The sequence below is a fragment of the Kribbella sp. NPDC051137 genome (assembly GCF_040682535.1).
Lineage (GTDB): Bacteria > Actinomycetota > Actinomycetes > Propionibacteriales > Kribbellaceae > Kribbella > Kribbella karoonensis.
This window is the reverse complement of record NZ_JBFBBI010000005.1, coordinates 52,558-77,918: the sequence shown is the minus strand read 5'-3', so window position 1 is coordinate 77,918 and position 25,361 is coordinate 52,558. Positions and strand designations below refer to the sequence as shown.

The following is a 25,361-nucleotide window of genomic DNA, read 5'->3' as shown; positions in this document are numbered from 1 at the left end:
GGCAATCTCGGAGCGTAGGGGAAACCTCCGCTCAGTAGATGTAGACCCCGTACGCGTTCAGCGCCTGCACGATCGGCTGGAAGTACGTCACGCCGCCCTGCGTACAGTCACCGGAACCGCCGGACGTCAGCCCGAACGCGTACTGCCGGTAGAACAGCGGGCCGCCGGAGTCGCCCGGCTCCGCGCAGACGCTGGTCCGGATCAGGCCGACCACACGGCCGTCGCCGTAGTTGACCGTGGCGTTCAGCCCGGTGACCCGGCCGCTGTGCAGCCCGCTGGTGGCGCCGGAGCGGTACACCAGCTGGTTGAGGCCGGGGTTCATCGCCCTGGTGATGTCCTGCGAGTGGCCGTTGTACAGGTAGACGCTGCCGCCCGGGGGCTTCGTCTTGATGTCGGTGCGGTACACGACCAGGGCGTAGTCGTGGTACGGGTACGTCGCGTTCCAGACGGCGCCCGTGTAGACCTTGTGTGCCTGGTCCTGGTACCAGCGGGCCGCGTCGACACCGCAGTGGCCGGCGGTGAGGAAGTAGTACTTGCCGCGCCGCTGCACGTTGAAGCCGACGGAACACTTGTACTGGCCGCCGTACGTCGCCATGCCGCCGCTGATGTACTTCTGCAGCTTGCCGGGCAGCTTCTCCATCTTGACGTTACTGCCGAGCTGCTTGGTCAGGCCGGTCAGCTTGGTCAGCTTCGTGCCGGTCACGGTGGAGTCGTACGACACCACGACGGTGCCGTCCGGCTTCGTCATCCACGCCGTACCCGCGGTGTGGATCTGATCGTTCAGAGTGGCGGTGATCGCCTTGGCGGACAGCCGGGGCGGCTTCACCGGATCTGCCCCGGCCGGCGCTGCGGCGGTGAGAGCGAGAGCGGCGGCCGCCACCACGGCCGCGGTTCGTCGGAGAGATTTCATGGTGATCAGCCTTCCGGGGCGTACGGCTCTGATGCACGAGATGGCAGCAAGAGGACGGGCCCCAACCCTAAGGGGCAGGGGGTGCGTCGCCCGACCCCACGGTTCAGTCGAGGCGGAGGGAGTGCAGGACGAAGGAGGCGAGTTCCCGGTAGGCCTCGGCGTCGTTCAGGCCGGTACGGCGGGCGATGTCGCCGCGCTGGATCGCCTGCATGGTGTGCGCGATCATCTCGGCGGCGAAGGCGATGTCGACCTGCCGGAACGTCTTGTGGTTGATGCCGTCCTCGATCAGCTGCCGGACCCGCTCGGCGGCGATCCGGGTGTTCCGCTCGTACACGGACCGGGCCGGCGCGAACGTCGCCACGTCGTCCAGGAACGTCCGGCTGGCCGGCCGGAGCGCGTCCGCGACCGCGCCGAGGTACGCCGCGATCCGCCGGTCGTGCCGGGTCTGCCGGGCCACGGCGGACTCCACCTGCGCGGTGGCATTCTTGAAGTAGTGCTTGACCACCTCGACGGCGAGCTGTTCCTTGCTCGGCGCCAACGCGTACAGGGTCGTCTTGCTGCACCGGAGCTCGGCGGCCAGGTCGTCCAGGGTGAACCGGCTGAACCCCTGCTCGAGGAACAAGGACAGGAGCCGGTCCAGCAGCTCGGACTGCCGGCGGGTGCGTCGGCCCGGAACGACTGTTGTCATATTGAGACAGCATAGAACGATACTCAGACAGGTCCGCCAGTATCGTTTTTGGTATCATTTTCCCCGGCTGTTGAGAGGGGGTTCCTGATGACCGTCGACCGGCTCCTGCCCACTGACGAAGCCGTAGATCTGCTCGCCCTGGTCCGCGACCTGTGCGAACACGAACTGGCGCCGCGCGCCGCGCACGCCGAGGAGACCGAGGCGTTCCCGCGGGACGCGTTCCGGACACTCGGCAAGGCCGGCCTGCTCGGCCTGCCCTATCCGGAGCAGTACGGCGGCGCCGAGCAGCCGTACGAGGTGTACCTGCAGATGCTCGAGGAGATCGCGTCCGCCTGGATGTCGGTCGGCGTCGGCGTCTCGGTGCACACGATGACGTCGTACGGACTGGCCACGTTCGGCAGCGACGAGCAGAAGGCCCGGCTGCTGCCGGACATGATCGGCGGCGAACTGCTCGGCGCGTACGCGCTGTCCGAGCCGCAGGCCGGCTCCGACATCACCGGCATGACGACCCGGGCGGTCCGGGACGGAGACTCCTACGTCCTGAACGGGACCAAGGCGTGGATCAGCCACGGTTCGCACGCGGACTTCTACACGACGTTCGCGCGGACCTCCGACGACCGGACGCACGGGATCTCTGCGTTCCACGTGCCGGCGGGCGTGGCCGGGCTGAGCTTCGGGGCGCCCGAGCGGAAGATGGGTCTGACCGGGTCGACGACCACGCTGGTGAACTACGACGACGTCCGGATCCCGGCGGCGAACCTGATCGGCGCGGAGGGCGACGGGATGCGGATCGCGCTGTCCGCGCTCGACTCCGGGCGGCTCGGGATCGCGGCGTGCGCGGTCGGGCTGGCGCAGGCGGCCCTCGATCTCGCGACGGCGTACGCGCAGGAGCGGCAGCAGTTCGGGCACTCGATCGCGGATTTCCAGGGCATCCAGTTCCTGATCGCGGACATGGCCGCGGCGGTCGAGTCCGGGCGGGCGACGTACCTGCACGCGGCCCGCCGGCGCGACCTGGGCCGGGCGTTCACCCGGGAGGCCGCGATCGCGAAGCTGATCTGTACGGACGCGGCGATGAAGGTCACCACCGACGCGGTCCAGGTGCTCGGTGGGTACGGTTACACCCGGGAGTTCCCGGCCGAGCGGTACATGCGCGAGGCCAAGGTGACCCAGATCTTCGAAGGTACGAACCAGATCCAGCGACTGGTGATCAGCCGCGACCTACTCAGGAGTGCCACATGAAGTTTGGTCCGTCGGACGTCGCCTTGGTCACCGGTGGTGGTTCGGGGCTCGGGGAGGCGACCGTACGGCGGTTGGCGGCGGACGGGCTCGGCGTGGTGATCGTCGACCTGCCGTCGTCGGCGGGCAAGGCGATCGCGGACGAGCTGGGCGACCGGGTGGTGTTCGCGCCGGCCGACGTCACCGACGAGGCCGCGGTGACCGCCGCTCTGGATGCCGCCGCGGAGCTCGGGACGCTGCGGGTGGCGGTGAACTGCGCCGGTGTCGCGACCCCGGGCCGGGTCGTCGGCCGGAAGGGGCCGTTGCCGCTGGCAACCTTCCGGCAGGTGATCGAGATCAACCTGATCGGCACCTTCAACGTGCTCCGGCTGGCGGCCGAGCGGATGATCGGATCCGAGCCCTCCGAGGACGGCGACCGCGGTGTGGTCGTGATGACCGCGTCGATCGCGGCGTACGACGGGCAGATCGGGCAGGCGGCGTACGCGTCCAGCAAGGGCGGCATCGTCGCGCTGACGCTGACCGCCGCGCGTGACCTCGCCGACAAGGGCATCCGGGTGATGACGATCGCTCCCGGCACGATGGAGACGCCGATGCTCGCCGGCCTCCCGGAGGAGACCCGCACGGTCCTGGAGCAGCAGGTCCCGCACCCGTCCCGCCTCGGCAAGCCGACCGAGTACGCCGCGCTCGTCCGGCACATCCTCGACAACCAGCTCCTCAACGGCGAGGTCATCCGCCTCGACGGCGCCCTCCGGATGCCCCCGCGCTGATGCGCATCCCCGCGATCCTGCTTCGCGCCGGATCGCCGTTCCTGCAGCTGTGGTGGCGAATCCGTAGACCCACCACCTTCGGCGTCAAAGCTCTGCTGCGGCTGCCGGACGGCCGCTTCCTGGTCGTCCGGCACTCGTACGCCGACATCCACCGCTGGGCGCTGCCCGGTGGCGGCTACAAGCCCGCCCGGGAGACCCCCGCCGAGGCAGCTGCCCGGGAGGTCCAGGAAGAGCTCAGCCTCACCATCCGCCCGGCTGACTTCAAGGTCCTGGACACCACTGTCACCACGCTCGAAGGCAAGCACGACACGCTCACGACTCTCACGGCACTGGCGCCCTCCACCTCCACCGTCCTGTCTCCGGAAATCGCCGAGGCCCGCTGGGTGAAGGACCTCCAGGAACTGGGCGATGCGCCGCTGTCCAAATGGTTGCTGTCGGCCCTCGTTGTGCTCAGATCGGTGTCCTGAGCTCAAGCCAGCGGACGCCGTGCGCAGGCACGGTGCCAGCGCGTTCGGTGGTGGGTTCGCCGGTCCACAGATCGCGGGCGGGAGCGGGGAGGTCCGCCGGCAGCGTCACCTCTCGCGGTGTGGCACCGGTCCAGAACAGCGCTGCGTACGAGCAGTCGTTGCCCTGGGCGGTCCAGACGATCAGCTCGCCGTCGTCCAGCGGCTCGCGGATGATTTCGCGGCCGTCGGACGAGGATCGCAGCAGCTCGGCGAGCGCCGGATTCGTCAACAGGGCAAGGGTTTCCGGTGGTGTGGTAGGCAGATCGCCGCCCATCATCAGCGGCGAACGGCCCATCACCCACAGCGTCAGCAGCGTCTGCTGCTCGTCGACGGTCAGCCGACTCATCCGGTCGTCGCCGCGCTCGGCGCGGATGCCGATGTGGCCGAGCGGGAGCATGTCCGCGTCCGCCCAACCGCCGTCCTGCTGGAACGGAGACCAGCGCGCCAGCCGGGCGAACTGCGCGTGCACGTCCTCCCACCGGTCCCACAGGTCGTCCGAGATCCGCCACATCACCGCGTTCGCCCGCAGGTGGTCCAGGTGATGCGTCGACAACCGGGTCCCCGGGGACAACGACAGCACGATGTCCCGCCCGCTCCGCTCGATCGCCCGCGCGTACGCCGCGATCTCCCGGTCGTGGTACGGCGCCAGCATGTCGTCGGCCTTGACGAAATCCACGCCCCACTCGGCGAACTGCGCCACCTGGGCGTCGTAGTACGCCTGCGCGCCCGGGTGGTCGTGGTCGAGCCCGAGGTTGTCCGGGTTCCACGGGCACACGTGGTCGTGGTCCGCGACCTCACGCGCGGTCCACTCGGTCCCGTAGACGGGCAGGTCCAGCTCGACCGCCCGTCGCGGGATCCCGCGCATGATGTGCAGCCCGAACTTCAGCCCGAGCGCGTGCACCTTCGCCGCCAGCGGCCCGAAGCCGGCGCCGTCCACGGCTGAGGGGAACCGTGACGGCGCCGGCAACTGGCGGCCGTAGCCGTCCAGGACGACCGGCGCGTTCTCGTTGTAGCCGTGCGACCGCGCGGTCGGGTCGTACCAGGCGATGTCCACGACGACCGTGTCCCAGCCGAACGCCAGCAACCGGTCGTGCATCACCTGCGCGTTGGCCAGCACCTCCTCCTCGGTCACGGTGGTGCCGAAACAGTCCCAGCTGTTCCAGCCCATCGGCGGCGTCACCATTCCGCGAACGATCCGTCGTCGTGCCGCAGCACGGGTGATCGCCAGCGGTGCGGCTCCGCGGCAGCGGCCCGGACGACGTCCTCGTTGACCTCGATGCCCAGGCCGTGACCGGTCGGGCGCTGGACGTGCCCGTCGGTGAAGGCGAACACGTCCGGATCCACCAGGTAGTCGAGCAGCGCGTTGCCGCCGCCGTACTCGATGCCGAGGCTCTGCTCCTGGATCAGGAAGTTCGGGATCGCGAAGTCGATCTGCAGGCTGGCGGCCAGCGTGATCGGTCCGAGCGGGCAGTGCGGCGCGACGCTCACGTCGTACGTCTCGGCGAGCGCGGCGATCCGGCGGACCTCGGAGACGCCGCCGGCGTGTGAGATGTCCGGCTGGGCGACCGCGATGCCGGTGGGCAGCACGTCCCGGAAGTCCCACCGGGAGAACAGCCGCTCGCCGATCGCGATCGGGATGCTGGTCGACTCGGTGATCCGGCGCAGGTCGCGGGAGAACTCCGGGGTGACCGGCTCCTCGACGAACATCGGCAGCAGCGGCTCGAGCAGCGGCAGGATCTGCCGGGTGGCCGCCGTACTGAACCGGCCGTGGAAGTCGAGGGCGATGTCGATCCCGTCGCCGAGCGCGTCCCGGAGCGCCTCGACGCGGCTGACCGAGGCCCGCAGCTGCGCCGCCGACGGGATCGGCGGCAGCGCTTCGGACAGGTTGAGCTTGAGGGCGGTGAACCCCTTCGCCACCTTGGCCTGCGCCTCGTCGACGAGCTCGGCGTTGTCGCGACCGTGGACCCAGGTGTAGACCCGCGCCCGCTCGCGGACCGGCCCGCCGAGCAGCTCGTGCACCGGGACCTCGTGGAACCGGCCCTTGATGTCCCAGAGCGCCTGGTCGATTCCGGCCAGCGCACTCGACAGCACCGCACCGCCGCGGTAGAAGCCGCCCTTGGCCATCACCTGCCAGTGCTCCTCGATCCGCAGCGGATCCGCACCGACCAGGTACTCCATCAGCGCCGCGACCGCGCCCTGCACGGCCTCGGCGCGCCCCTCGACGATCGGCTCACCCCACCCGCTGATGCCCTCGTCGGTGTCGATGCGCAGAAACTGCCAGCGCGGCGCCACCAGGAACGTTTCGTATCCGACGATCTTCACACGGCCTCATTCGGTTGGCGGACGGGAGCGGCGAGCAGGGCCGCGACGAGCTGGTCGGTCTGCCGCAGAACCAGGGCGGCCGCCCCGGAGGCGCCGGCCCGGGCGCCGAGGTCGAGCTCGGCGGCGACCACGTCGGCGTCCCTGGTCAGCGACATCGCGGTCCGGCGGAGGGTGCCGCGGATCGGCTCCAGGATCAGGTCGCCGGCCCGGGCGAGCTCGCCGCCGACGATGATCCTGGCCGGGTTCAGCAGGTTGCAGATGTTCGCCAGCACCCGGCCGGTCAGCTCACCGGCTTCACGGAGCGCTTGTAAGGTTTCCGGCTGTCCGGCCGCCGCGGCCGCGAGCAGCTCGTCGAGGCCGGCGTCCGCGCCGAGCACCGGCTCGAGCTTCGCGAGCACGGCGGGCAGCGACGCGTAGTGCACCAGGCAGCCGCGGTTCCCGCAGGGGCACGGGATGCCGGAGGTGTCCGCGGACAGGTGTCCGATCTCGCCGCCGCCACCGCGGGCGCCGCCGTGGTGGAGGTTGCCGTCGACAAGCATCCCGGACCCGATCCCGGTCGAGAGCCCGACGTACAAGACGTCCGCGAGATCGCGGCCGGCTCCCCAAGTGAACTCCGCGACCGCTTCCAGACGGGTGTTGTTCTCCACCAGCACCGGCACGGTGAGGTGCCGGCCGAACTCGGCCGCGACGTTCACCCCCGCCCAGGCCTGCCCCGGTAACGACGGACCGACCACGCCGGTCTGCAGGTCGATCGGGCCCGGCACGCCGATCGCGATGCCGACCAGGTCGGTGCGCTCCAGGCCGGCCTGTGTGAGCAGCTCGTCGAGCAGCGTGAGGCCGGTGGTCAGCCGCTCCTGCCAGGGCGTGTCGGGCGCCGCACGAACGCCGTCGCTGGCCAGCGTCGCGCCAGACAGGTCGGTCACGTGGCACCAGACGCGCTCGAGGGTGAAGTCGAGTCCGGCGGCCGCGCCGGCTGCCGGGTTCGCACGCAGGAACCCGCGGGCCCGGCCGTCGACCTCGGACGCGTCGATCCCGGCCCGCGCGGCCTGGTCGCCGTTCACCTCGATCACCACGCCGCCCACGATCAGGTCGGCGGTGATCGTCGACACCGTCGTCCGGGAGACGCCGCAGATCCGCGCCAGCTCCGCCCGATGCAGTGCGCCGTGCTCCATGAGCGCGGACAGCATCCGTTCGGAGTTGGTGCGCCGTAGCGCTCGGAGAGATCCGGTGTCCTTCGCAGCCACGAGGTCGAGTATCGACGATCCGCGGCGACCGAGTCAATTCAACTGACAATCTGTGTACGAAGACTTGACACAAACGCCGAACTGCTCGAACAATTTCGCCACAGCCCCGGGGATCGGCCCGGGCCCGGCGACCGGATGACCGACATGGACGGTGCGCAGAACGGCGAGCTGCCGCTGGTGGTGATCACCGGCGGGCTGGGGCGCGTGGCCACGGTGGTGCTGCCGGCGCTGCGCGAGCGGTACCGCGTCCGGTTGGTCGACCGCGCGACAACGGGGACGCGAACAGCTGAGGTGGTCCAGGCGGACATCGGTGAGCCCGAAGCGGCGCACCGCGCGTTCGCCGGGGCTGAAGCGGTCCTCCACCTCGCCGGGAACAGCAGCCCGTGGCAGACCTGGGACAGTGTGTACGCCGCCAACGTGCGGACGACGCAGATCGTCCTCGAAGCGGCCGCGGCGCACGCCGTACCGAAGGTCGTGCTGGCCAGCTCGATCCACGCGTTGGGTGAGTACAACCGCCCGGCGTACTGGCCGGTCGATCCGCGGCTCGACCCGCGCCCGTGCTGTCCGTACGGCCTCGGCAAGGTCGTGCTCGAGGCTCTTGGCAGGACCCACGCCGAGCGGACCGGAGCCTCGGTGACCTGCCTGCGGCTCGGATTGACCGGCTGGCCGCCGACGGAACGCCGGTACCTGGGCCAGTGGCTGTCCGACGGCGACGCCGGTCGTCTGGTCCTCGCGGCGCTCCGAGGCGGCGAACGGTACGGCGTGCACTTCGGCGTCTCCGCCAACAGCCGCAACCAGTGGGACATCACCTCGGCGCGGCACGAACTCGGCTACCGCCCCGAGGACGACAGCGAAGCCTTCGCAGACCGGGCCGGCCCCTCCTCCGGCCCGGTGTGCCGGCTCTTCGACCCCGAGATTTCAGACTGAGAGAGGTTGCCATGACCACATCGACCCAGGGGCTCTCCCGCCGCCGATTTCTCGCCCTCGGCGGCGCCGTGGCGGGCGGGTCCCTCGCGGTGGGCTGCTCGCCCGCGTCGTCGACGAACACCCCGGTCGCCGCCGGCACCGGATCGTCCGCGAAGGGCGTCGTCACGGTGATGTCCCAGTCGGGCGAGTTCGGCCCGAAGGAGGCGAAGGCCGCGTCGCAGGCGCTCGGCCTGACCGTGAAGACGGTCGAGTACGACCTCACCAAGCTGACCGCGATGCTGGCCAGCGGCAACCCGCCGGACGTCGTCCGGGGCATGGGGGCGACCGAGACGCCGTACCTCGTCGCCCGGCAGGTCGCGGAGAACCTGGACCCGTACTTCGCGAAGTCCTCGCTGATCAAGGCCGACGACATCGACCCGGTGAACGACGTCTGGCGGTACGACGGCCAGAAGCAGGGCGCCGGCCCGCGGTACGGGTTCGCGAAGGACTACTCGCAGGACTGCACGATCTGGTACAACAGCGCGCTGTTCGACGCGGCGAAGGTGAGCCACCCGAGTGCGACGACGCCCTTGCTGCTGGACGAGTTGCTCGACGAGGGCAAGCGCCTGGTGAAGCGGCAGGGCGCGAAGGTCAGCGTCTACGGCCTGAACCCGAACGGGCTCGGCCTGTTCGGCCAGCTCACCTGGATGACCGACCTGGCCGGCGGAAAGCTGACGTCGGACGATCTCGCCTCGGTCGACTTCAGCACCCCGGAGGCACAGCGGGCCCTGACCTGGTACCTCGACTACGCGAAGGCCGGCATCGGACCGACCGTGCTGAACCCCGACCCGAACGGCTGGGACGGCCCGACATTCCAGGCCGGCCGGATGGCGGCCACGCTGAGCGGCTACTGGCTCGGCGGGCTGTTCGCCGGTGACCCGAAATCCGCCAAGGTGGCGGGTTTCGCCCCGGCGCCGCAGTTCGACACCGGTCGCCGGGTCAGCCCGTGCTTCGGCGCGACCGGGTTGTGGATGCCCAAGGCCGGCAAGAACAAGGACGCCGCGTGGGCAGTGATGGAGTGGTACCTCGCCGGCGACCCGGCCAAGGCTCGTGCGGCCGGCGGCTGGGGCATCCCACCGCTCAAGTCGTTGCAGAAGCTGATGCCGCAGAAGCTGCCGTACCAGAAGCAGGCCTACGAGACTCAGATGGCCGAGAAGCAGCACTTCTCGGTGACCTCCTACACGCCGTACGTCCGGCAGGACGCGATCAACGCGATCATCACCCGTGAACTGCCCAAGGCGATCAAGGGCACGACGACCGCCGGTCAATTCGCCGACACGCTGAACTCGCAGATCAACGCGCAGCTCACGGACGGAAAGAAGCGGTTGCGGTGAGCTCGGCGTTGACCGAGGTACGGCGGTCTGCCGCGGCGACCGCCGTGGATCCGGGGCGCGAGAAGAAGCCGCCGAGCCTGAAGAAGGCGCGGACCTTCTACCTGTTCGTCGCGCCCTGGGTGCTGGGCTTCGTCGGACTGACCGTCTTCCCGCTCGGATACGCGCTGTGGCTCAGCATGACCGACTCCGACGGCCTCTCGCCACGCACGCACTTCGTCGGGTTCGACAACTACGTGGAGATCTTCCACGACCCGCTGACGCTGAGTTCACTGGGCAAGACCGGGCTGTTCGCGCTGGTCACCGTGCCGTTGTCGATCTTCGCGGGCCTACTGCTGGCCGTGATGGTGAACCAGCCGATCCGGGCCAGAGGTTTGTTCCGGGCACTGATCTACCTGCCCGCGGTGGTTCCGCCGGTGGGTGCGGCGATGACGTTCCGGTTGATCTTCGACCGCGACGCCGGCGCGGCGAACGGCGTACTGAGCACTCTCGGCGCGAACCCGATCACCTGGCTGGTCGATCCGAACGCCAGGTACGTGCTGTATGCGCTGGTCCTGTGGGGCTGCGGCGGATCGATGATCATCTCGCTGGCGGGGCTGCAGGACATTCCGCGAGAGTTGCTCGAGGCGGCGCAGGTGGACGGGGCGTCGTACTGGCAGTCCTTTACCCGGATCACGATCCCGCTGCTGTCGCCGGTGATCCTCTTCCAGGTGATCACCGGGGTGATCGGGTCGCTGCAGTCGTTCGCGCCACTGCTGCTGTCGTCCGGTTCGCTGAGCGGTGCCGGAACAGTGCCACAAGGCAACTACCTCTACATGATCCACGTGTTCGCGCAGTACTTCAGCGCCGCTCGCTTCGGCTACGCCTCGGCGATGCTGTGGTTGCTGTTCGCGGTGATTCTGGTCGTCACCCTGCTGATCATCAAGGTGAGTGCCCGGACCGTGTTCTACACCGTCGAACCTGAGGGGAAGAAATGACCCGGACGTACCGCTGGGCGCTCTACATCGTGCTCGCAGCTGTCGTTCTGGCGATGCTCAGCCCGATCTACTGGCTGGTGCAGACCTCGCTGAAGTCTCCGGCCGAGATGGCGTCGTTCCCGCCGAGTTGGTGGCCGTCGACGCCGCGGTTCGCGAACTACACGGACGCGATCAGCAAGGTCAACTTCATCGGCGCCGCGCAGAACTCACTGACCATCGCGTTCATCAGCACCACTCTGACGACGCTCAGCTCGGCCTGGGTCGGATTCGGGTTCGCGCGGCTGACGGCGCCCGGAAAGAGGCAGTTGTTCGTCGTGCTGCTCGCCACGATGATGCTGCCCGGGATCGTGACGCTGGTGCCGACGTACCTGATCTTCGCCAAGCTGCACATGGTCAACACGTACTGGCCGTGGGTCGCGTGGGGCCTGGGCGGCAGCGCGTTCCTGATCTTCCTGTTCCGGCAGTTCTTCGCCGGCATCCCGCGGGAGATGGAGGAGGCCGCGATCATCGACGGGTGCGGGTACGTCGGGATCTTCTGGCGGATCTTCCTGCCGCAGTCCTGGCCGGTGATCGCGGCGAGTGTGATCCTGTCGTTCACGCACGCGTGGGGCGACTTCGTCGGCCCGGCGATGTTCCTCAGCCAGGACAGTACGACGCTCGCGGTCGCGATGGCGAGCGGGTACGTCAACGACAAGGGCCTGCCGATGAACAACCTGGTCGCCGCCGGCGCGGTCATGTACGTGCTGCCGGTGCTCGTCCTGTTCATGTTCATGCAACGCCGCTTCGTCAGCGGCTTCTCAACATCCGGGATCAAATGATGAAGCTCAAGCTCGGAATCGCAGTACTGCTCGTGCTCGCCGGCCTCACCGGCACCGCACAGGCGGCGGACAAGCAGTTGCCTCAGGCAAATGAAACGACGTGCTCCGCAGCTGGGCAGCAACGGCCGGCCGGGATGCGGCTGGCCTGGCACGACGAGTTCGGGGGCAAGACCGTGGACCGGCGGTCATGGAGTACGGTGATGGACTTTCCCGGACGGGCGGGCGGGCACTACCACAACACGTCGTACGGGAGCTACGCCGTCGACCGCAACGTGGTGCTGTCCGGTGGCAAGTTGCGGCTGGTGACCGACAACAAGCCGGTCACTGGGACCGATCCGGCGGGGACGTACCAGTACACGGAAGGGTTCATCTCCTCGCACGACAAGTTCTTCCAGCAGTACGGGTACTGGGAGATCTGTGCGAAGTTCCCGGCCGGCAAGGGGTTGTGGCCGGCGTTCTGGCTGATCCCGCAGGACCGTAGCTGGCCGCCGGAGATCGACGTCGCCGAGTGGTTCGGCTCGATCGGCAGCATGCACAGCGGCCTGGCGTCGGGGACCTGGCCGGACGTCCGCTGGGACAGCCACTGGGCGACGGGCCCGGCGCCTACGACCGGCTGGCACCGGTACGGGCTGCTGTGGACAGCGGATCGCATCACGTTCACGGTGGACGGCGTACCGACCTCGACGATCACCGGAGACCAGGTCCCCGACAAGCCGATGTACGTCGTGCTGAACAGCGGCACCTGGGCGAACGCGGACCGCGGCGGCCCGCCGGACGCAACCACCCCGTTCCCGAACTCGTTCGACGTGGACTATGTCCGCGTGTACTCAGCGCGCTAGCGGCTTGATCCGTTCGACCGGGTCGAAGCCGGTGGCGGGTTGGAGCTGGTGGTGTACGCCGGTCCGGATGAAGGAGAGGACCGCGGGAAAGTAGCGGACGCACGTCGTGTAGGGGAGGTGGACCGGCCACACTCGGTCCTCGGAGCGCAGCAGGACGACGTACTCACGGGACTCGGGATCCTGGCAACCGGCCGGGATCAGCGGGTCCGTGTGCGGATTGAAAGTGTCGCGGAGCCCGGTTGTGAGCGCGGAGACCGTCGCCGCCGGGACGGCCGAGCCCGCGATCAGGTCGCCGTTCCAGTACTCACAGATCGAGGCAGCGGTCACACGGGTCGCCGGCGGCCGGCCCCGGTCGTCGAGGGGCTGCGTCGGGGCGCAGCCGTACGAGTCGGTGTCGGTGATCGTTCGCGCCGAGTCCAGGATCCGCTGCCGGAGCGCGGCGTCCTTCGTGAGGACGCTGAGCTTCACGCCGCCGACCGCCCGGGTCTCCTCGGTCCAGCCACCGTCGTACTGCTTGATGCCCGGCTTCTGTACGTCGTCGAACCAGAGGTACGGCTGCCGCTGGGCCAGCGGGATGACGGGCGTGCGGCACGTGTACTCGCGGCTGGCCGACCACCCGTTGACCCGTCCGATGGAAGGAACCGCCGGGTTGGCCATGAACGTGCAAGGCGCCGGGCCGGAGATGTACTGCGTCCAGCCGGCCGGGACCTGTACCTCGACAGTCTTGAAGGACTCCCAGCGCCATCCCGGAGCTGGGTCCTGCTGTGCGGGTTGCGGATGCGTGGTGGCCTGCGACGCGGTGAGCGCTGTGGCGACGGCTGCGGCCGCGACGACGACGGCGCCGATGGCGCGGTGCGTACGGCGGCGATGCAGGCGGGCGTGGACACCCGCCAGCAGGTGGTCGTCGGTCGGGGCGTCGGCGGCGTGTTTCGCCAGACTGTCGGCGATGAGGCGTTCCATCAGCGCTTGACCTCCTCGGTCCCGATGGTGGTGCGCAGCGATGCCAGCGCGCGGTGGATCTGCGAGCGGACGGTGGCCGGCGAACAGTCCAGGATCACGAGGATCTCCGCGTCCGGGAGATCCTCGTAGTACCGCAGTACGACAGCTGCCCGTTGTTTCGCGGGCAGCGTCGCGCACAACGCCCAGACCGCATCGTGCTCGGCCTGAGCGTCGGCGGGATCCGGCGCTGCGTGATCCTGCGCGGTGCGGTCCCGCGTCGTGCGCGGCGTACCGGGATTCTCGGTCGGGGTCTCGCGGCGGAAGAACCGCCGCCAGCGGGAGATGTCCGCGTTGACGATCGACCGTCGGACGTACGCCTCCGGGTCCTGCGCGCGGCAGATCCGCGACCACCGGGAGTACGCCGAGATCAACGCGTCCTGGACCGCCTCCTCCGCGCGGCTGTGGTCGCGCGTGACGAGGTACGCGAACCGCAGCAACGCCGTGCCGCGCTGCGTGACCCACTCGTCGAAGTCGGGTGTCTCCACATCCAGATCACGCTCCGGAGACCCCGAACGTTGCATGCGTCAGTCGGATTCCGTCGGGGTCGGTAGCGCCAGTTTCTCGTCGGGCTTCGCCGCGAGTACGTCGTTCACGTACGAGCGGGCCGCCTCCATGGTGTCGACCTCGTGCCCTGCCTGTTCGGACAGGAACCAGCGGTGTTCGAGTACCTCGTGGAAGATCTCCGCGGGCTCGAGCTTGCGGCTGAGGTTCCGCGGCACCGACCGGACGACCGGTTCGAAGACCTCGGTCAGCCATTGGTGCGCGACGATCTCCTCGTCCTCGTTCTGCTGGTCGGTCGCGGCCGCGAACGAGTCGAGGTCGTTGAGCAGCCGCCGGGCCTGGTTCTCCTCGACGTCCAGCCCGGTCAGCCGGAGCAGCCGTCGCGAGTGGTGGCCGGCGTCCACGACCTTCGGCTGGATCCGGACCTGGCTGCCGTCCCAGTCGGTGATGATGTCGATCTCGGCGACGTCGAACCCGAGCTCGTTCAGCCGGCGGATCCGCGAGTCCAGCCGGTGCATCTCGTCTTCTCCGAACTCCTCCGGCGCGGTCAGCTCCGCCCACAGCGCCTCGTAGCGCTTCTGGATCGACTCGACCGTCTCCTGCGGGTCGATCGACTCGTCGAGCAGCCCGCCTTCCTGCAGGTCGAGGAGTTCGCCGAACAGGTTGATCTCCGCGGTGTACAGGTCGTGTGCGCGCTGCCCGTCGGAGATGTCCTGGTGCAGCTCGCCGGTCTCGGCGTCCACGAGGTACGCCGCGAACGCGCCGGCGTCGCGGCGGAACAGCGTGTTGGACAGCGAGCAGTCGCCCCAGAAGAACCCGAGCAGATGCAGCCGCACGATCAGCGCGACCAGTGCGTCGATCAGCCGGTTGACGGTGTCCGGGCGCAGCGTGCTGGAGAACAGCGCACGGTACGGCAGCGAGAACTGCAGGTGCCGGGTGATCAGGATCGAGTCGATCGGCTCGCCGTCACGGTCCACCCGGTCGGTGATCACGCCGACCGGTTCGACCGACGGGGCCTCCAGGCGTTCGAGGTCGCGGAGCAGCCGGTACTCGTGCATGGCCAGGTGCTCGAGGACCTCCTTGATCGCGTACACGCTGCCGTTGACGCGGACGAACCGGACCACGTGCCGCGAGATACCGCGCGGCAGCGCGACCAGTTGGTCTTCGGGCCAGTCCTCCAGCGGGATGTCCCACGGGAGCGACAGCAGGCCGGTGTCCGGGCGGGTGGCGACGAATCGAGGCACGGCCACCAGTCTGTCAGGAATCTTGAGGGTTCAGGGAGGGCACGCAAGCTCTTGCAAGAACTTGCGTGATCTGGCGTAGAGTTTGCGTCATGACACGACGACTTGCAGAGGTGGCGAAGAAGGTCGGCGTCAGTGAGGCGACCGTGAGCCGCGTCCTGAACGGGAAGCCCGGCGTCTCGGACGCCACCCGGGAAGCCGTGCTCACCGCGCTGGACGTGCTCGGCTACGAGCGGCCCACGCAGCTCCGCGGCGACCGGGCCCGGCTGGTCGGCCTGGTGCTGCCGGAGTTGCAGAACCCGATCTTCCCGGCGTTCGCCGAAGTCGTCGGTGGCGCGCTCGCGCAGCAAGGTTTCACGTCCTTGCTCTGCACCCGGACCCTCGGCGGCGTGTCCGAGGCGGACTACGTGGACCTGCTTCTCCAGCAGCAGGTCTCCGGCGTGGTGTTCGCCGGCGGGTTCTACGCGCAGGCCGACGCGCCGCACCAGCACTACGAGCTGATCCAGGAGCGGAAGCTGCCCGCCGTCCTGGTGAACGCGGCGGTCGACCACCTCGGCTTTCCCCAGGTCTCGTCGGACGACCATGTCGCCGCGGAGATGGCGATCGGCCACCTGCGCGCGCTCGGGCACCGCCGGATCGGCATGGTGCTCGGGCCGCGCGACCACATCCCGTCGCGCCGGAAACTGGACGCTTTCCTGGCTGCCGAGGAGGCCGATCCGGGGCTCGTCGAGCACAGCATGTTCTCGCTCGAGGGCGGGCACGCGGCGGCCACCAAGCTGGTCAACGCGGGCGTCACCGGCATCGTCTGTGCCAGCGACATCCTCGCGCTCGGCGCGATCCGCGCGGTCCGCCGGGCCGGGTTGAGCGTCCCGGACGAGGTCTCGGTGATCGGGTACGACGACTCCGCGATGATGAACTGCACCGACCCGCCGTTGACCACCGTCCGGCAGCCGATCGACGCGATGGGCCGGGCCGCCGTGGACATGCTGGTCGCGTTGATCGAGCGCGCCGCCGTGCCGGCCGACGAACTGCTCTTCGAGCCCGAGCTCGTCGTCCGCGCCTCCACCGCTCGCGCTCGAACATAGGCCATTCAGCAGTCAATTTTTTGCAACTTCAAATCGAAGTATTGCGCTCATGCATCCAGTTCCCTACGGTGACGGCACCGGAAAGGGAGAGGGTGGACATGACCACAACGCGTCGCGGGCTCAGCCTGCTGCTGGTGATGGGACTCGGGCTGGTGGCCGCGTCCTGCGGAACGGACAAGAAGCCGGCGGGGGACTCGGCCGGCGGTCAGGTGACGATCACGGTCGGCTGCGAGCCGCCGAAGAGCAATCCGAAGGAACGCGAGGCCTGGGAGGCGGACGTCGCCGCGTTCCAGAAGGCGCACCCGAACATCACGGTGCAGGGCAAGGACGCGTTCCCCTGCATCAACCCCGACACGTTCCAGGCCAAGCTCGCCGGCGGGACGCAGGAGGACGTCTTCTACGTCTACTACACCGACGTACGGAAGATCATCGAGAAGAAGCAGGCCGCGGACATCAGCCAGTACGTCGGCAGCGTCGGCGCGGTGAAGGACCTGCGGCCGGACGTGATGGGCGTGTTCAAGGACGGCGACAAGACGTACGGGCTGCCGCGGAACAACTACAACATGGGCCTGGTCTACAACCGGAAGCTCTTCACCCAGGCAGGGCTCGACCCGGCGAACCCGCCGACGACCTGGGACGAAGTACGGGCGGCCGCCAAGAAGATCGCGGCGCTCGGGCCGGGATACGTCGGGTACGGCGAGTACTCGGCCGGGAACACCGGCGGCTGGCACTTCGCCGCCGAGCTGTATGCGCGCGGCGGGTCGATGGTCAGCGACGACGGGAAGACCGCGGCGTTCAACAGCGACGCGGGCAAGGCGGTGCTGGAGAACCTGAAGCGGATGCGCTGGGACGACAACTCCATGGGCAGTAAGCAGTTGCTGCAGTGGGCGGACCTGATGCGCATGATGGGCGGCGGCAAGCTCGGCATGATGATCGGGGCGCCGGACGTCGTGCAGTCGGTGAACAACGACTTCAAGGGCAAGTTCGAGGACTACGGGGTGACCGCCGTACCGGAGTCGGGTGGGCAGTCGTCGCTGAGTGGTGGCGACGGGTACATGTTCAACCCGAAGGCGTCGCCGGAGAAGATCAAGGCGGGGCTCCAGTGGCTGGAGTTCCACGAGCTGACGCCGGGGGAGGGGCAGTTCAACTACGCGCGGGCCAAGGAGCAAGGGCGTCCGGTAGGGCTGCCGATCCCGGATCTGTACGGGGACAGTGCCACCGGCAACAAGATCAACGCACTGCGGAAGCAGTACGCGACGGTGCCGATCGACAACTTCACGCCGTACGTCGAGGCCCAGGCCAAGATCACCAACAAACTCGAGCCGCCGAAGGCACAGGAGCTGTACGCCGTCCTCGACGTGGCGATGTCCGCGGTACTCACCCGTAAGGACGCCGACATCGACAAGCTGCTGTCGGACGCCGAAGCCAAGGCCAACAAGATCCTGGCGAAGAACACGTAATGACGGTGACCGAGCAGCAGGTCCGTCGCTCTCAGGCTCAGGGAGCGACGGACCCGCGATCCACAGCCGACCATGGTGCTCTGCGGAGGGCGGTTGGGCGCAACCTGACCGCCTACGGGTTCTTGTGTGGGGCGTTGATCTGTTTTGCGCTCTTCTCCTGGTATCCGATGGTGCGGGAGATCGTGCTGAGCTTTCAGCAGAACAACTTCGTCGACCCGGGGAAGTGGGTCGGGTTCGACAACTTCACGACGGTATTCGCGGACCCCGCGTTCGGGGCCGCCTGGTTGAACACGGCGGCGTTCAGCGGGCTGGCGTTGGTGATCGGGTACGCCGTGCCGTTCGTGCTGGCCGTCGTACTCAACGAGTTGAGGCACGCGAAGGCCTACCTGCGGTTCGTTGTCTACCTGCCGGTGATGTTGCCGCCGGCGGTCGCCGTACTGCTGTTCAAGTGGTTCTACGACCCCGGCTCGGGGCTGTTCAACCAGGCGCTGGGCGTCGTACACGTCCCGGCGTTGAGCTGGCTGGACTCCAGGAGCACAGCGCTGGTCAGCCTGGTGATCGTCTCGACCTGGATGAATCTCGGCACCGGCACGTTGATCTACCTCGCCGCGTTGCAGAGCATTCCGGGTGAGCTGTACGAGTCCGCTGAGCTGGACGGCGCCGGGCTGTTGAAGCGCGTGCGGCATGTGACGGTCCCGCAGACCAAGCTGATCCTGCTGGTGATGCTGCTCCTGCAGATCGTCGCCACCATGCAGGTCTTCATCGAGCCGTACCTACTCACCGGCGGCGGTCCGGAGAACGCGACCGTCACCGTCGCGTACCTGATGTACCAGTACGCCTTCAACTTCGGTGACTTCGGCGGCGGGTCCGCGCTCGGCCTGATGCTGATGGTCGTGCTGCTGGTGTTCTCCACGATCTACCTGCGGGTCTCACGCGAGGAGGCCGAACGATGAGGACCCTGGTCTCTCCGCTGGCGTTGCGCACGCCGCGCGGCCGGATCGTCTACTGGACCGTCCTGGTGCTGACGGTGGTCGGGTTCACCGGGGCGTTCGTGTTCCCGCTCTACTGGATGGTGACCGGGGCGCTCAAGTCGCCGGACGAGCTTGCGCAGATCCCGCCGAGCTTCTTTCCGAAAACGTTTGATTTCCAGGTGTATGCCGATGCGTGGGAGCAGTTGCAGCTCGGGGTGTTCCTGAAGAACACCGCGCTGTACGCCGGCGGCGCCTGGTTGTTCACGCTCGCCGTTGACGTGTCCGCGGCGTACGCGCTGTCGAAACTGCGACCGGTGCTCGGGAAGCTCGTGCTCGGGGCGATGCTGGCGACGTTGATGATCCCGCCGATGGTGCTGCTGCTGCCGATGTACCTGGTGGCGAAGGACGTGCCGGTGGTGCATGCGGACCTTTTGAACACGCCGTGGGCGATTTGGTTGCCGGCGGCGGCTAACGGGTTCTTCGTGTTCCTGCTGAAGCGGTTCTTCGACTCGATCCCGAAGGAACTGCTGGAGGCGGCGGAGATCGATGGTGCTTCGCCTCTGCGGATTCTGTGGTCGATCGTGTTGCCGGTCTCCCGCCCGATCCTCGGGGTGGTGTCGATCCTGTCGGTGGTGACCGCGTGGAAGGACTTCGTCTGGCCGCTGCTGGTGCTGCCGGAGACCGAGAAGATGTCGATCAGCGTGGGGATCGCGTCGCTGTCGGCGCAGATGCCGCAGAACGTGCTGATCGCCTCCCTGGTCATCGCCAGCCTGCCCACCATCCTCGTCTTCTTCATCTTCCAGAAAAACATCATGTCCGGCCTCACCGCCGGCAGCCTGAAGGGCTGACACCCCCGCCCTCGCTCCGCTCGGGCGGGGGGAGGAGGAGCCGCTCCCGAGCTCGGGGCGGCAACGAGACAACCCCCGTCCCGAGCGGAGCGAGGGGCGGTTGAGAGGAGAGTTATGAGTGGGGAATGGTGGCGTGGGGCTGCTATTTATCAGGTGTATTTGCGGAGTTTTGCGGATGGGAACGGGGACGGGATCGGTGATCTCGCCGGCCTCCGGGACAAGCTGCCGTACCTCGCCGAGCTCGGGATCGACGCGATCTGGTTGAACCCGTGGTACCCGTCCCCGATGGCCGACGGCGGGTACGACGTGGCGGACTACCGGGCGATCGACCCGGTCTTCGGCACCCTCGCCGAGGCGGAGGACTACATCGCCGAAGCGCACGCCCTCAACATCAGAACCATCGTAGACATCGTCCCGAACCACGGATCGGACCACCAGGACTGGTTCCGCCAAGCCCTCCAGGCCGGCCCAGGCTCGCCGGAACGCGACCGCTTCCTCTTCCGCCCCGGCAAGAACGATGGCCCGCCCAACGACTGGCAGTCGATCTTCAACGGCCCGGCCTGGACGCAGGTGGCGGACGGCGAGTGGTACTTGCACCTGTTCGCCCCGGAGCAGCCCGACTTCAACTGGCGCAACCCGGAGGTCGTCGAGGAGTTCCACGACATCCTCCGGTTCTGGCTGGACCGCAGCGTCGACGGCATCCGGATCGACAGCGCCGCCGTACTCTTCAAGGACCTCGACAGTACGGCGGAGTCGTACACGGACCACGACGACGTACACGAGGTGTACCGCGGCTGGCGCCGGATCTCCGACCAGTACGACGACAGGTTCTTCGTCGGCGAGATGTGGATGCCGGACCAGGAACGGTTCGCGCTCTACCTGCGCCCGGACGAACTGCACACCGCGTTCAACTTCGACTTCCTGTCCCGCCCGTGGGACGCCGCCGAGCTACGCGCCTCGATCGACCTCACGCTGTCGACCCACGCCCCGATCGGCGCTCCGCCGACCTGGGTCCTCTCGAACCACGACGTCACGCGCCCGGTGACGAAGTACGGGCGCGCGGACACGTCGTTCTCGCACCAGGATCGCAAGCACGGCATGCCCACCGACCTGGCGCGAGGTGAACGCCGCGCGCGTGCGGCCGCGTTGCTGGCGATGGCGCTTCCCGGCGGACTGTACGTCTACCAGGGCGAGGAGCTCGGCCTCCCCGAAGTCGAGGACCTGCCGGACGAGGTCCTCCAGGACCCGATCTTCCGCCGCTCGAAGGGCACCGACCGGGGTAGAGATGGTTGCCGGGTACCCCTACCGTGGTCGGGAAGCGAACCCCCGTTCGGGTTCGGCGACGGTACGCCGTGGCTTCCGCAACCGCGGGACTGGAAGAACCTGACGGTCGAAGCTCAGCTCGACGACCAGAACTCGATGCTGACCCTGTACCGGCACGGTTTGAAGCTGCGCCGAGAGCTGCTGGGCGATGGCTCGCTGACATGGTTGCCATCAGCCCCGGATGTGCTGGTGTTCGAGCGGGAGCAACTCATCTGCGTCACCAATCTCAGCGGTGAGGCAGCAGACCTGCCGCCGTACGAGGAGGTGCTGATCTCCAGCATTCCCCTCGACGGCGGCAGGCTTCCGAGTGATGCGACGGTCTGGCTCAGGTGAGCGCCTTGAACCGTCGCAGCCGCAGGCTGTTCGACACCACGAAGACCGAGCTGAAGGCCATCGCGGCACCCGCGAGCATCGGGTTCAGCAGGCCGGCCGCGGCCAGCGGCAGGGCGGCCACGTTGTAGGCGAACGCCCAGAACAGGTTGCCCTTGATCGTGCGGAGCGTGCTGCGGGAGAGCCGGATGGCGTCCGCGGCCGCCCGCAGATCACCGCGGACCAGCGTCAGGTCGCTCGCCTCGATCGCGACGTCCGTCCCGGTGCCCATGCTGAGACCGAGGTCCGCCTGGGCCAGGGCGGCCGCGTCGTTGACGCCGTCACCGACCATCGCGACCACCCGCCCCTCGTCCTGCAGCTTCTTCACCGCGTCAACCTTGTCGGCCGGCAGTACCTCGGCGATCACGTCGTCGATCCCGACCTCGGCAGCCACCTTCGTCGCGACGGCCTCGTTGTCGCCGGTCAGCAGCACCGGCCGCAGTCCCAACGACTTGAGTTGGCGGATCGCCTCCACGGACGTCGGCTTCACGGTGTCCGCGACGACCAGCACAGCGCGTGCCGCCCCGTCCCATCCGACCGCGACCGCCGTACTGCCCTCGGCCTCGGCGTGTTCCTTCGCGTGCGCCAGTTCGGACGGCAGGTGCTGGCTCCACTCCTCCAGCAACCGCGTCCGTCCGACCAGTACGGCGTGCCCGTCGACAATTCCTTGCACACCGAGGCCCTCGACGTTCCCGAAATCCTCGACCTCGGGCAGCTTCCCTTCAAGAGCCGCCGCCCGGGCGACGGCCTGCGCGATCGGGTGCTCGCTGGAGTGCTCCAGCGCCCCGGCCAACCGCAGTACCTCGGACCGCTCCTGACCGGGAGCCAGCAGTACGTCGACCAGTTCCATCCGGCCCGTGGTGACGGTGCCCGTCTTGTCGAGTACGACGGTGTCGACCCGGCGGGTGGACTCCAGCACCTCCGGACCCTTGATCAGAATGCCCAGCTGCGCGCCCCGGCCCGTACCGACCATCAACGCGGTCGGCGTGGCCAGGCCCAACGCACACGGGCAGGCGATGATCAGTACGGCGACCGCGGCCGTGAACGCGACCTCCACCGGCGAACCGTTGCCCAGCCAGAACCCGAGGGTCGCCAGCGCGAGCCCGATCACGATCGGCACGAAGATCCCGGACACCTTGTCCGCGAGCCGTTGTACGGCGGCTTTCCCGTTCTGCGCGTCCTCGACCAGGCGGGCCATCTGGGCCAGCTGCGTATCCGCGCCGACCCGGGTCGCCCGCACCACCAACCGGCCGCCGGCATTGACGGTCGCGCCGACGACCGAGTCACCCTCGCCGACCTCGACCGGTACGGACTCGCCGGTCAGCATCGACGCGTCGATCGCACTGCTGCCGGTGACGATCACGCCGTCGGTCGCGACCTTCTCCCCGGGACGAACGACGAACTCGTCACCCACGACGAGCTGATCCGCCGGGATCCGGGTCTCGGCACCGTTCCGCAGTACGGCGACGTCCTTCGCGCCCAGCTCGAGCAGTGCCTTGAGCGCGGCGCCCGAGCGGCGCTTGGCCCGCGCCTCGAAGTACCGCCCGGCGAGGATGAACGTGGTCACGCCCGCCGCGACCTCGAGGTAGATCTCCTCGGCGCCGCCGCCCCGGGACGGGATCAGCGTGAACGGCATCTTCATCCCGGGTGCGCCGGCCGAGCCGAGGAACAGCGCGTACAGCGACCACAGGAACGCGCTCACCACCCCGAGCGAGATCAGCGTGTCCATCGTCGCGGCGCCGTGCCGCAGGTTCGTCCAGGCGGCCTTGTGGAACGGCCAGGCCGCCCAGGTCACCACCGGGAACGCCAGCGTCAGCGACGCCCACTGCCACGAGTCGAACTGCAGCGCCGGGATCATCCCGAACGCGATCACCGGAACCGCGAGCACGATGCTCGCGATCAGCCGATCCCGCAGGGGCTTCAGTTCGTCCGGTGCCTCGGCGGAGGGCTCGACGGCCGGCGACGGCAACGCCGCCGTGTACCCGGTCTGCTCGACCGTGGCGACCAGGTCGTCGGTGGAGATGTCCTCCGCGAAGGTCACCTTGGCCTTCTCGGTGGCGTAGTTCACCGTGGCGGTGACACCGTCCATCCGGTTCAGCTTCTTCTCGACCCGGGCGGCGCAGGAGGCGCACGTCATCCCGCCGATGATCAGCTCAACGGACTGGCTCATGCTCGTGTGCCTCCTCTTCTCCAGTGTGCGTCGGCGTCGGTAGAGCGGCCGGGGGAGCGATCGTCGTACCGGTCGAGTCCACCTTCACCGTGAACTCCGCGGTGTGAACGGCGCCTCCGTGCTGGAAGTCCAGAAACAGGCTGTATGTCCCCGCGGTCGGGAAGGTAGTCGCGAACCTGATCTCCGGACCACCCTTCGCACCCGGCTCGGCGTGCTCCGCCGGATGGTTGTGCAGGTAAGCCAGGTCACCCCCGCGCAACGACACCAGGTGCCCGAAGGCGCCCAGGTACGGCTGCAGGTCGTTCACCGGCTTGCCGTCCTTGCTGACCTTGAACGTCAGCTCGGACTCCTTGCCCGCGACGGGCGTGCCCGCCAGCGTCACGTCGTACCCGTCGAAGCTGTCCACGCTCGCCGGTTCGGCGACCGGGACCGGGACGTACATCCCGGTGACGTTGACGTCCGTACCGAGCGTGATCGTGCCGTCGTGCCCGGCCGGCTGGAAGTCGGCGTACAGCCGCCAGGTCCCGCCCGCGGTGAACGTGAACGGAATGCTCCACGTCCCGTCCGCGGCCATCGTCGGATGCACGTGATGGAACCCGGACAGGTCCCGCCGGACGACGATCAGGTGCAGGTCCTTCTCGTGGGTCTTCGTGTACTTCGTGACCGGCTTGCCGTCCGGTCCTTGGATCGTGAAGCGCAACTCCGTCTGCTGCTGCCCGGTGAACAACGTCTTCACCGGCGCGAACGTGTACCCCTGGTCGGACACCGCCAGCCCGGGCACCTGCCCGCCGGCGTCGTGCCCGCCATGTGAGCCTTGCTCCATTCCACCCATCTCCTCTCCGTGCGCGGGGGCCGCGGAGGTGTCGTCGGCCGCCGCGATCGGGCCGACCGCGGACCCGATGCCGAACGCCGCCCCGAAGGCGAGCGCGAGCGCACCGGCGAACGCGCCGAGCCGGAGCGCGGCGGCCCGGTTCACGACGCCGCCAGTTCGTAGCCCGCCTCGTCGACGGCTTCCCGTACGGCGGACTCGTCGAGCGCGGCCTCACTCGTCACGTGCACCGCGGAGGTACCACCCGCGACGAGATCGATCCGCACCTCCTGAACCCCGACGAGCTTGCTGATCTCCTCGGTCACCGCGGCAGTGCAGTGCCCACAGGTCATACCGGACACGGAGTAGGTGGTCGTGGTGCTCATATCAATGCTCCTTGCTCGAAACGGGTTGTGTAACAGGTGGAGGTTTGAGGTGGGTTCAACTGCGGACGAGCCGGGCGATGGCGTCGGAAGCTTCGCGAACCTTCTCGTCAGCCTCCGGCCCACCCCTCTGCGCGGCCTCGACCACACAGTGCGACAGGTGCTCGTCCAGCAACTCCAGCGAGAACGACTGCAACGCCTTCGTCGCCGCCGATACCTGAGTCAGGATGTCGATGCAGTACTTGTCTTCCTCGACCATCCGCTGCAGCCCGCGAACCTGCCCTTCGATCCGCCGCAACCGCTTCAGATGACGGTCCTTCTCACTGCTGTACCCGTGCACGTGCTCGTCGCTCATCTCCGGCCCTTCCTGCCCTCATCTACCCCTCGGGGGTATCTCCACGCCCACGAAGTTACCCCCTATGGGTATGGAAAGCAAGCTCTCTGAGTATACGGGTTGGGGGTATGTCGGCGGGGTGAGTGAAATGGCGCGTGACTGCGCGGAGGTGGTTCATCCCCCGCGTGCTCCGCGCGCTCCCACCCGCCCACCCGCTGGCGCCGGTTTTGTTGCCCGCTGCCGCGGGCGATTTGCGAGCTACCGC

25 protein-coding genes are annotated in these 25,361 nt (G+C 68.4%); 13 read left to right on the top strand and 12 right to left on the bottom strand.

Features of this window, described 5'->3' with window-relative positions:
* Positions 1-31 precede the first annotated feature (31 nt).
* Both AB0M51_RS26350 and AB0M51_RS26345 read right to left on the bottom strand, forming a co-directional pair.
* Positions 32-910: a S1 family peptidase gene (locus tag AB0M51_RS26350; RefSeq protein WP_344200086.1), complete on the bottom strand. Its 879-nt coding sequence runs from the start codon at positions 908-910 to the stop codon at positions 32-34.
* A gap of 103 nt (positions 911-1,013) precedes the next feature.
* Positions 1,014-1,598, bottom strand: a complete 585-nt coding sequence (locus AB0M51_RS26345; RefSeq protein WP_344200083.1) for a TetR/AcrR family transcriptional regulator — start codon at positions 1,596-1,598, stop codon at positions 1,014-1,016.
* Between the two features lie 87 nt (positions 1,599-1,685).
* Between AB0M51_RS26345 and AB0M51_RS26340 the strand changes: the two genes are divergently transcribed.
* From AB0M51_RS26340 to AB0M51_RS26330, 3 genes are read left to right on the top strand one after another with little or no spacing between them, the layout of a single operon-like run.
* Positions 1,686-2,837: an acyl-CoA dehydrogenase family protein gene (locus tag AB0M51_RS26340; protein WP_363750919.1), complete on the top strand. Its 1,152-nt coding sequence runs from the start codon at positions 1,686-1,688 to the stop codon at positions 2,835-2,837.
* Positions 2,834-3,601: an SDR family NAD(P)-dependent oxidoreductase gene (locus AB0M51_RS26335; protein ID WP_344200077.1), complete on the top strand. Its 768-nt coding sequence runs from the start codon at positions 2,834-2,836 to the stop codon at positions 3,599-3,601. The genes AB0M51_RS26340 and AB0M51_RS26335 overlap by 4 nt, the downstream gene beginning before the upstream one ends.
* Complete coding sequence (locus AB0M51_RS26330; protein WP_363750916.1) at positions 3,601-4,068, top strand: NUDIX hydrolase; 468 nt, start codon at positions 3,601-3,603, stop codon at positions 4,066-4,068. Before AB0M51_RS26335 ends, AB0M51_RS26330 begins: the two co-directional genes overlap by 1 nt.
* On the opposite strand, the gene AB0M51_RS26325 is transcribed toward AB0M51_RS26330, so the two are convergent.
* The 3 genes from AB0M51_RS26325 to AB0M51_RS26315 are packed head-to-tail and all read right to left on the bottom strand — an operon-like array spanning position 4,052 to position 7,673.
* Positions 4,052-5,290: a glycoside hydrolase family 27 protein gene (locus AB0M51_RS26325; RefSeq protein ID WP_363750914.1), complete on the bottom strand. Its 1,239-nt coding sequence runs from the start codon at positions 5,288-5,290 to the stop codon at positions 4,052-4,054. The two genes, AB0M51_RS26330 and AB0M51_RS26325, sit on opposite strands and share 17 nt — an antisense overlap.
* Positions 5,284-6,429, bottom strand: coding sequence for a galactonate dehydratase (gene dgoD / locus AB0M51_RS26320; protein WP_344200069.1), 1,146 nt, complete (start codon positions 6,427-6,429; stop codon positions 5,284-5,286). The genes AB0M51_RS26325 and dgoD overlap by 7 nt, the downstream gene beginning before the upstream one ends.
* The gene (locus tag AB0M51_RS26315) at positions 6,426-7,673 is read right to left on the bottom strand and encodes an ROK family transcriptional regulator (RefSeq protein WP_363750912.1); all 1,248 of its coding nucleotides are present in this window, start codon (positions 7,671-7,673) and stop codon (positions 6,426-6,428) included. The genes dgoD and AB0M51_RS26315 overlap by 4 nt, the downstream gene beginning before the upstream one ends.
* Positions 7,674-7,808: 135 nt before the next feature.
* Between AB0M51_RS26315 and AB0M51_RS26310 the strand changes: the two genes are divergently transcribed.
* The 5 genes from AB0M51_RS26310 to AB0M51_RS26290 are packed head-to-tail and all read left to right on the top strand — an operon-like array spanning position 7,809 to position 12,604.
* Positions 7,809-8,600: an NAD(P)-dependent oxidoreductase gene (locus AB0M51_RS26310; RefSeq protein WP_363750910.1), complete on the top strand. Its 792-nt coding sequence runs from the start codon at positions 7,809-7,811 to the stop codon at positions 8,598-8,600.
* A gap of 11 nt (positions 8,601-8,611) precedes the next feature.
* Entirely contained in the window at positions 8,612-9,973 is a 1,362-nt protein-coding gene (locus tag AB0M51_RS26305) for an extracellular solute-binding protein (RefSeq protein ID WP_363750908.1), read from the top strand.
* Positions 9,970-10,947: a sugar ABC transporter permease gene (locus AB0M51_RS26300; RefSeq protein WP_344200059.1), complete on the top strand. Its 978-nt coding sequence runs from the start codon at positions 9,970-9,972 to the stop codon at positions 10,945-10,947. The genes AB0M51_RS26305 and AB0M51_RS26300 overlap by 4 nt, the downstream gene beginning before the upstream one ends.
* Positions 10,944-11,765, top strand: a complete 822-nt coding sequence (locus tag AB0M51_RS26295) for a carbohydrate ABC transporter permease (protein WP_344200057.1) — start codon at positions 10,944-10,946, stop codon at positions 11,763-11,765. Before AB0M51_RS26300 ends, AB0M51_RS26295 begins: the two co-directional genes overlap by 4 nt.
* Positions 11,765-12,604, top strand: a complete 840-nt coding sequence (locus tag AB0M51_RS26290; RefSeq protein ID WP_363750905.1) for a glycoside hydrolase family 16 protein — start codon at positions 11,765-11,767, stop codon at positions 12,602-12,604. The genes AB0M51_RS26295 and AB0M51_RS26290 overlap by 1 nt, the downstream gene beginning before the upstream one ends.
* Here AB0M51_RS26290 and AB0M51_RS26285 read toward each other — a convergent pair.
* From AB0M51_RS26285 to AB0M51_RS26275, 3 genes are read right to left on the bottom strand one after another with little or no spacing between them, the layout of a single operon-like run.
* The gene (locus AB0M51_RS26285; protein WP_363750903.1) at positions 12,593-13,564 is read right to left on the bottom strand and encodes a hypothetical protein; all 972 of its coding nucleotides are present in this window, start codon (positions 13,562-13,564) and stop codon (positions 12,593-12,595) included. The two genes, AB0M51_RS26290 and AB0M51_RS26285, sit on opposite strands and share 12 nt — an antisense overlap.
* The gene (locus tag AB0M51_RS26280; protein WP_363750901.1) at positions 13,564-14,088 is read right to left on the bottom strand and encodes a SigE family RNA polymerase sigma factor; all 525 of its coding nucleotides are present in this window, start codon (positions 14,086-14,088) and stop codon (positions 13,564-13,566) included. The genes AB0M51_RS26285 and AB0M51_RS26280 overlap by 1 nt, the downstream gene beginning before the upstream one ends.
* Before the next feature lie 39 nt (positions 14,089-14,127).
* Complete coding sequence (locus AB0M51_RS26275; RefSeq protein ID WP_344200720.1) at positions 14,128-15,369, bottom strand: DUF4032 domain-containing protein; 1,242 nt, start codon at positions 15,367-15,369, stop codon at positions 14,128-14,130.
* A 68-nt stretch (positions 15,370-15,437) separates the two neighbouring features.
* Between AB0M51_RS26275 and AB0M51_RS26270 the strand changes: the two genes are divergently transcribed.
* The 5 genes from AB0M51_RS26270 (at position 15,438) to AB0M51_RS26250 (ending at position 21,365) form a co-directional block, all read left to right on the top strand.
* Positions 15,438-16,430 (top strand): LacI family DNA-binding transcriptional regulator, encoded by a 993-nt coding sequence (locus AB0M51_RS26270; protein ID WP_344200046.1) that lies wholly within the window; start codon positions 15,438-15,440, stop codon positions 16,428-16,430.
* Between the two features lie 98 nt (positions 16,431-16,528).
* On the top strand, positions 16,529-17,890 hold the full coding sequence (locus AB0M51_RS26265) for an extracellular solute-binding protein (protein ID WP_363750899.1): 1,362 nt from the start codon (positions 16,529-16,531) through the stop codon (positions 17,888-17,890).
* 167 nt (positions 17,891-18,057) lie between these two features.
* On the top strand, positions 18,058-18,843 hold the full coding sequence (locus tag AB0M51_RS26260; protein WP_363750897.1) for a sugar ABC transporter permease: 786 nt from the start codon (positions 18,058-18,060) through the stop codon (positions 18,841-18,843).
* The gene (locus AB0M51_RS26255; RefSeq protein WP_344200037.1) at positions 18,840-19,709 is read left to right on the top strand and encodes a carbohydrate ABC transporter permease; all 870 of its coding nucleotides are present in this window, start codon (positions 18,840-18,842) and stop codon (positions 19,707-19,709) included. Before AB0M51_RS26260 ends, AB0M51_RS26255 begins: the two co-directional genes overlap by 4 nt.
* 114 nt (positions 19,710-19,823) lie before the next feature.
* A complete protein-coding gene (locus tag AB0M51_RS26250; RefSeq protein WP_363750894.1) occupies positions 19,824-21,365 on the top strand; it encodes a glycoside hydrolase family 13 protein in 1,542 nt (513 codons plus the stop codon).
* Here the strand turns inward: AB0M51_RS26250 and AB0M51_RS26245 are convergent.
* The 4 genes from AB0M51_RS26245 to AB0M51_RS26230 are packed head-to-tail and all read right to left on the bottom strand — an operon-like array spanning position 21,358 to position 25,102.
* A complete protein-coding gene (locus tag AB0M51_RS26245; protein WP_363750892.1) occupies positions 21,358-23,571 on the bottom strand; it encodes a heavy metal translocating P-type ATPase in 2,214 nt (737 codons plus the stop codon). The two genes, AB0M51_RS26250 and AB0M51_RS26245, sit on opposite strands and share 8 nt — an antisense overlap.
* Positions 23,555-24,547, bottom strand: a complete 993-nt coding sequence (locus tag AB0M51_RS26240) for a hypothetical protein (protein ID WP_363750890.1) — start codon at positions 24,545-24,547, stop codon at positions 23,555-23,557. The genes AB0M51_RS26245 and AB0M51_RS26240 overlap by 17 nt, the downstream gene beginning before the upstream one ends.
* Entirely contained in the window at positions 24,544-24,765 is a 222-nt protein-coding gene (locus AB0M51_RS26235; protein ID WP_344200027.1) for a heavy-metal-associated domain-containing protein, read from the bottom strand. Before AB0M51_RS26235 ends, AB0M51_RS26240 begins: the two co-directional genes overlap by 4 nt.
* A gap of 55 nt (positions 24,766-24,820) precedes the next feature.
* A complete protein-coding gene (locus AB0M51_RS26230) occupies positions 24,821-25,102 on the bottom strand; it encodes a metal-sensitive transcriptional regulator (RefSeq protein WP_344200717.1) in 282 nt (93 codons plus the stop codon).
* Between the last annotated feature and the right edge of the window lie 259 nt (positions 25,103-25,361).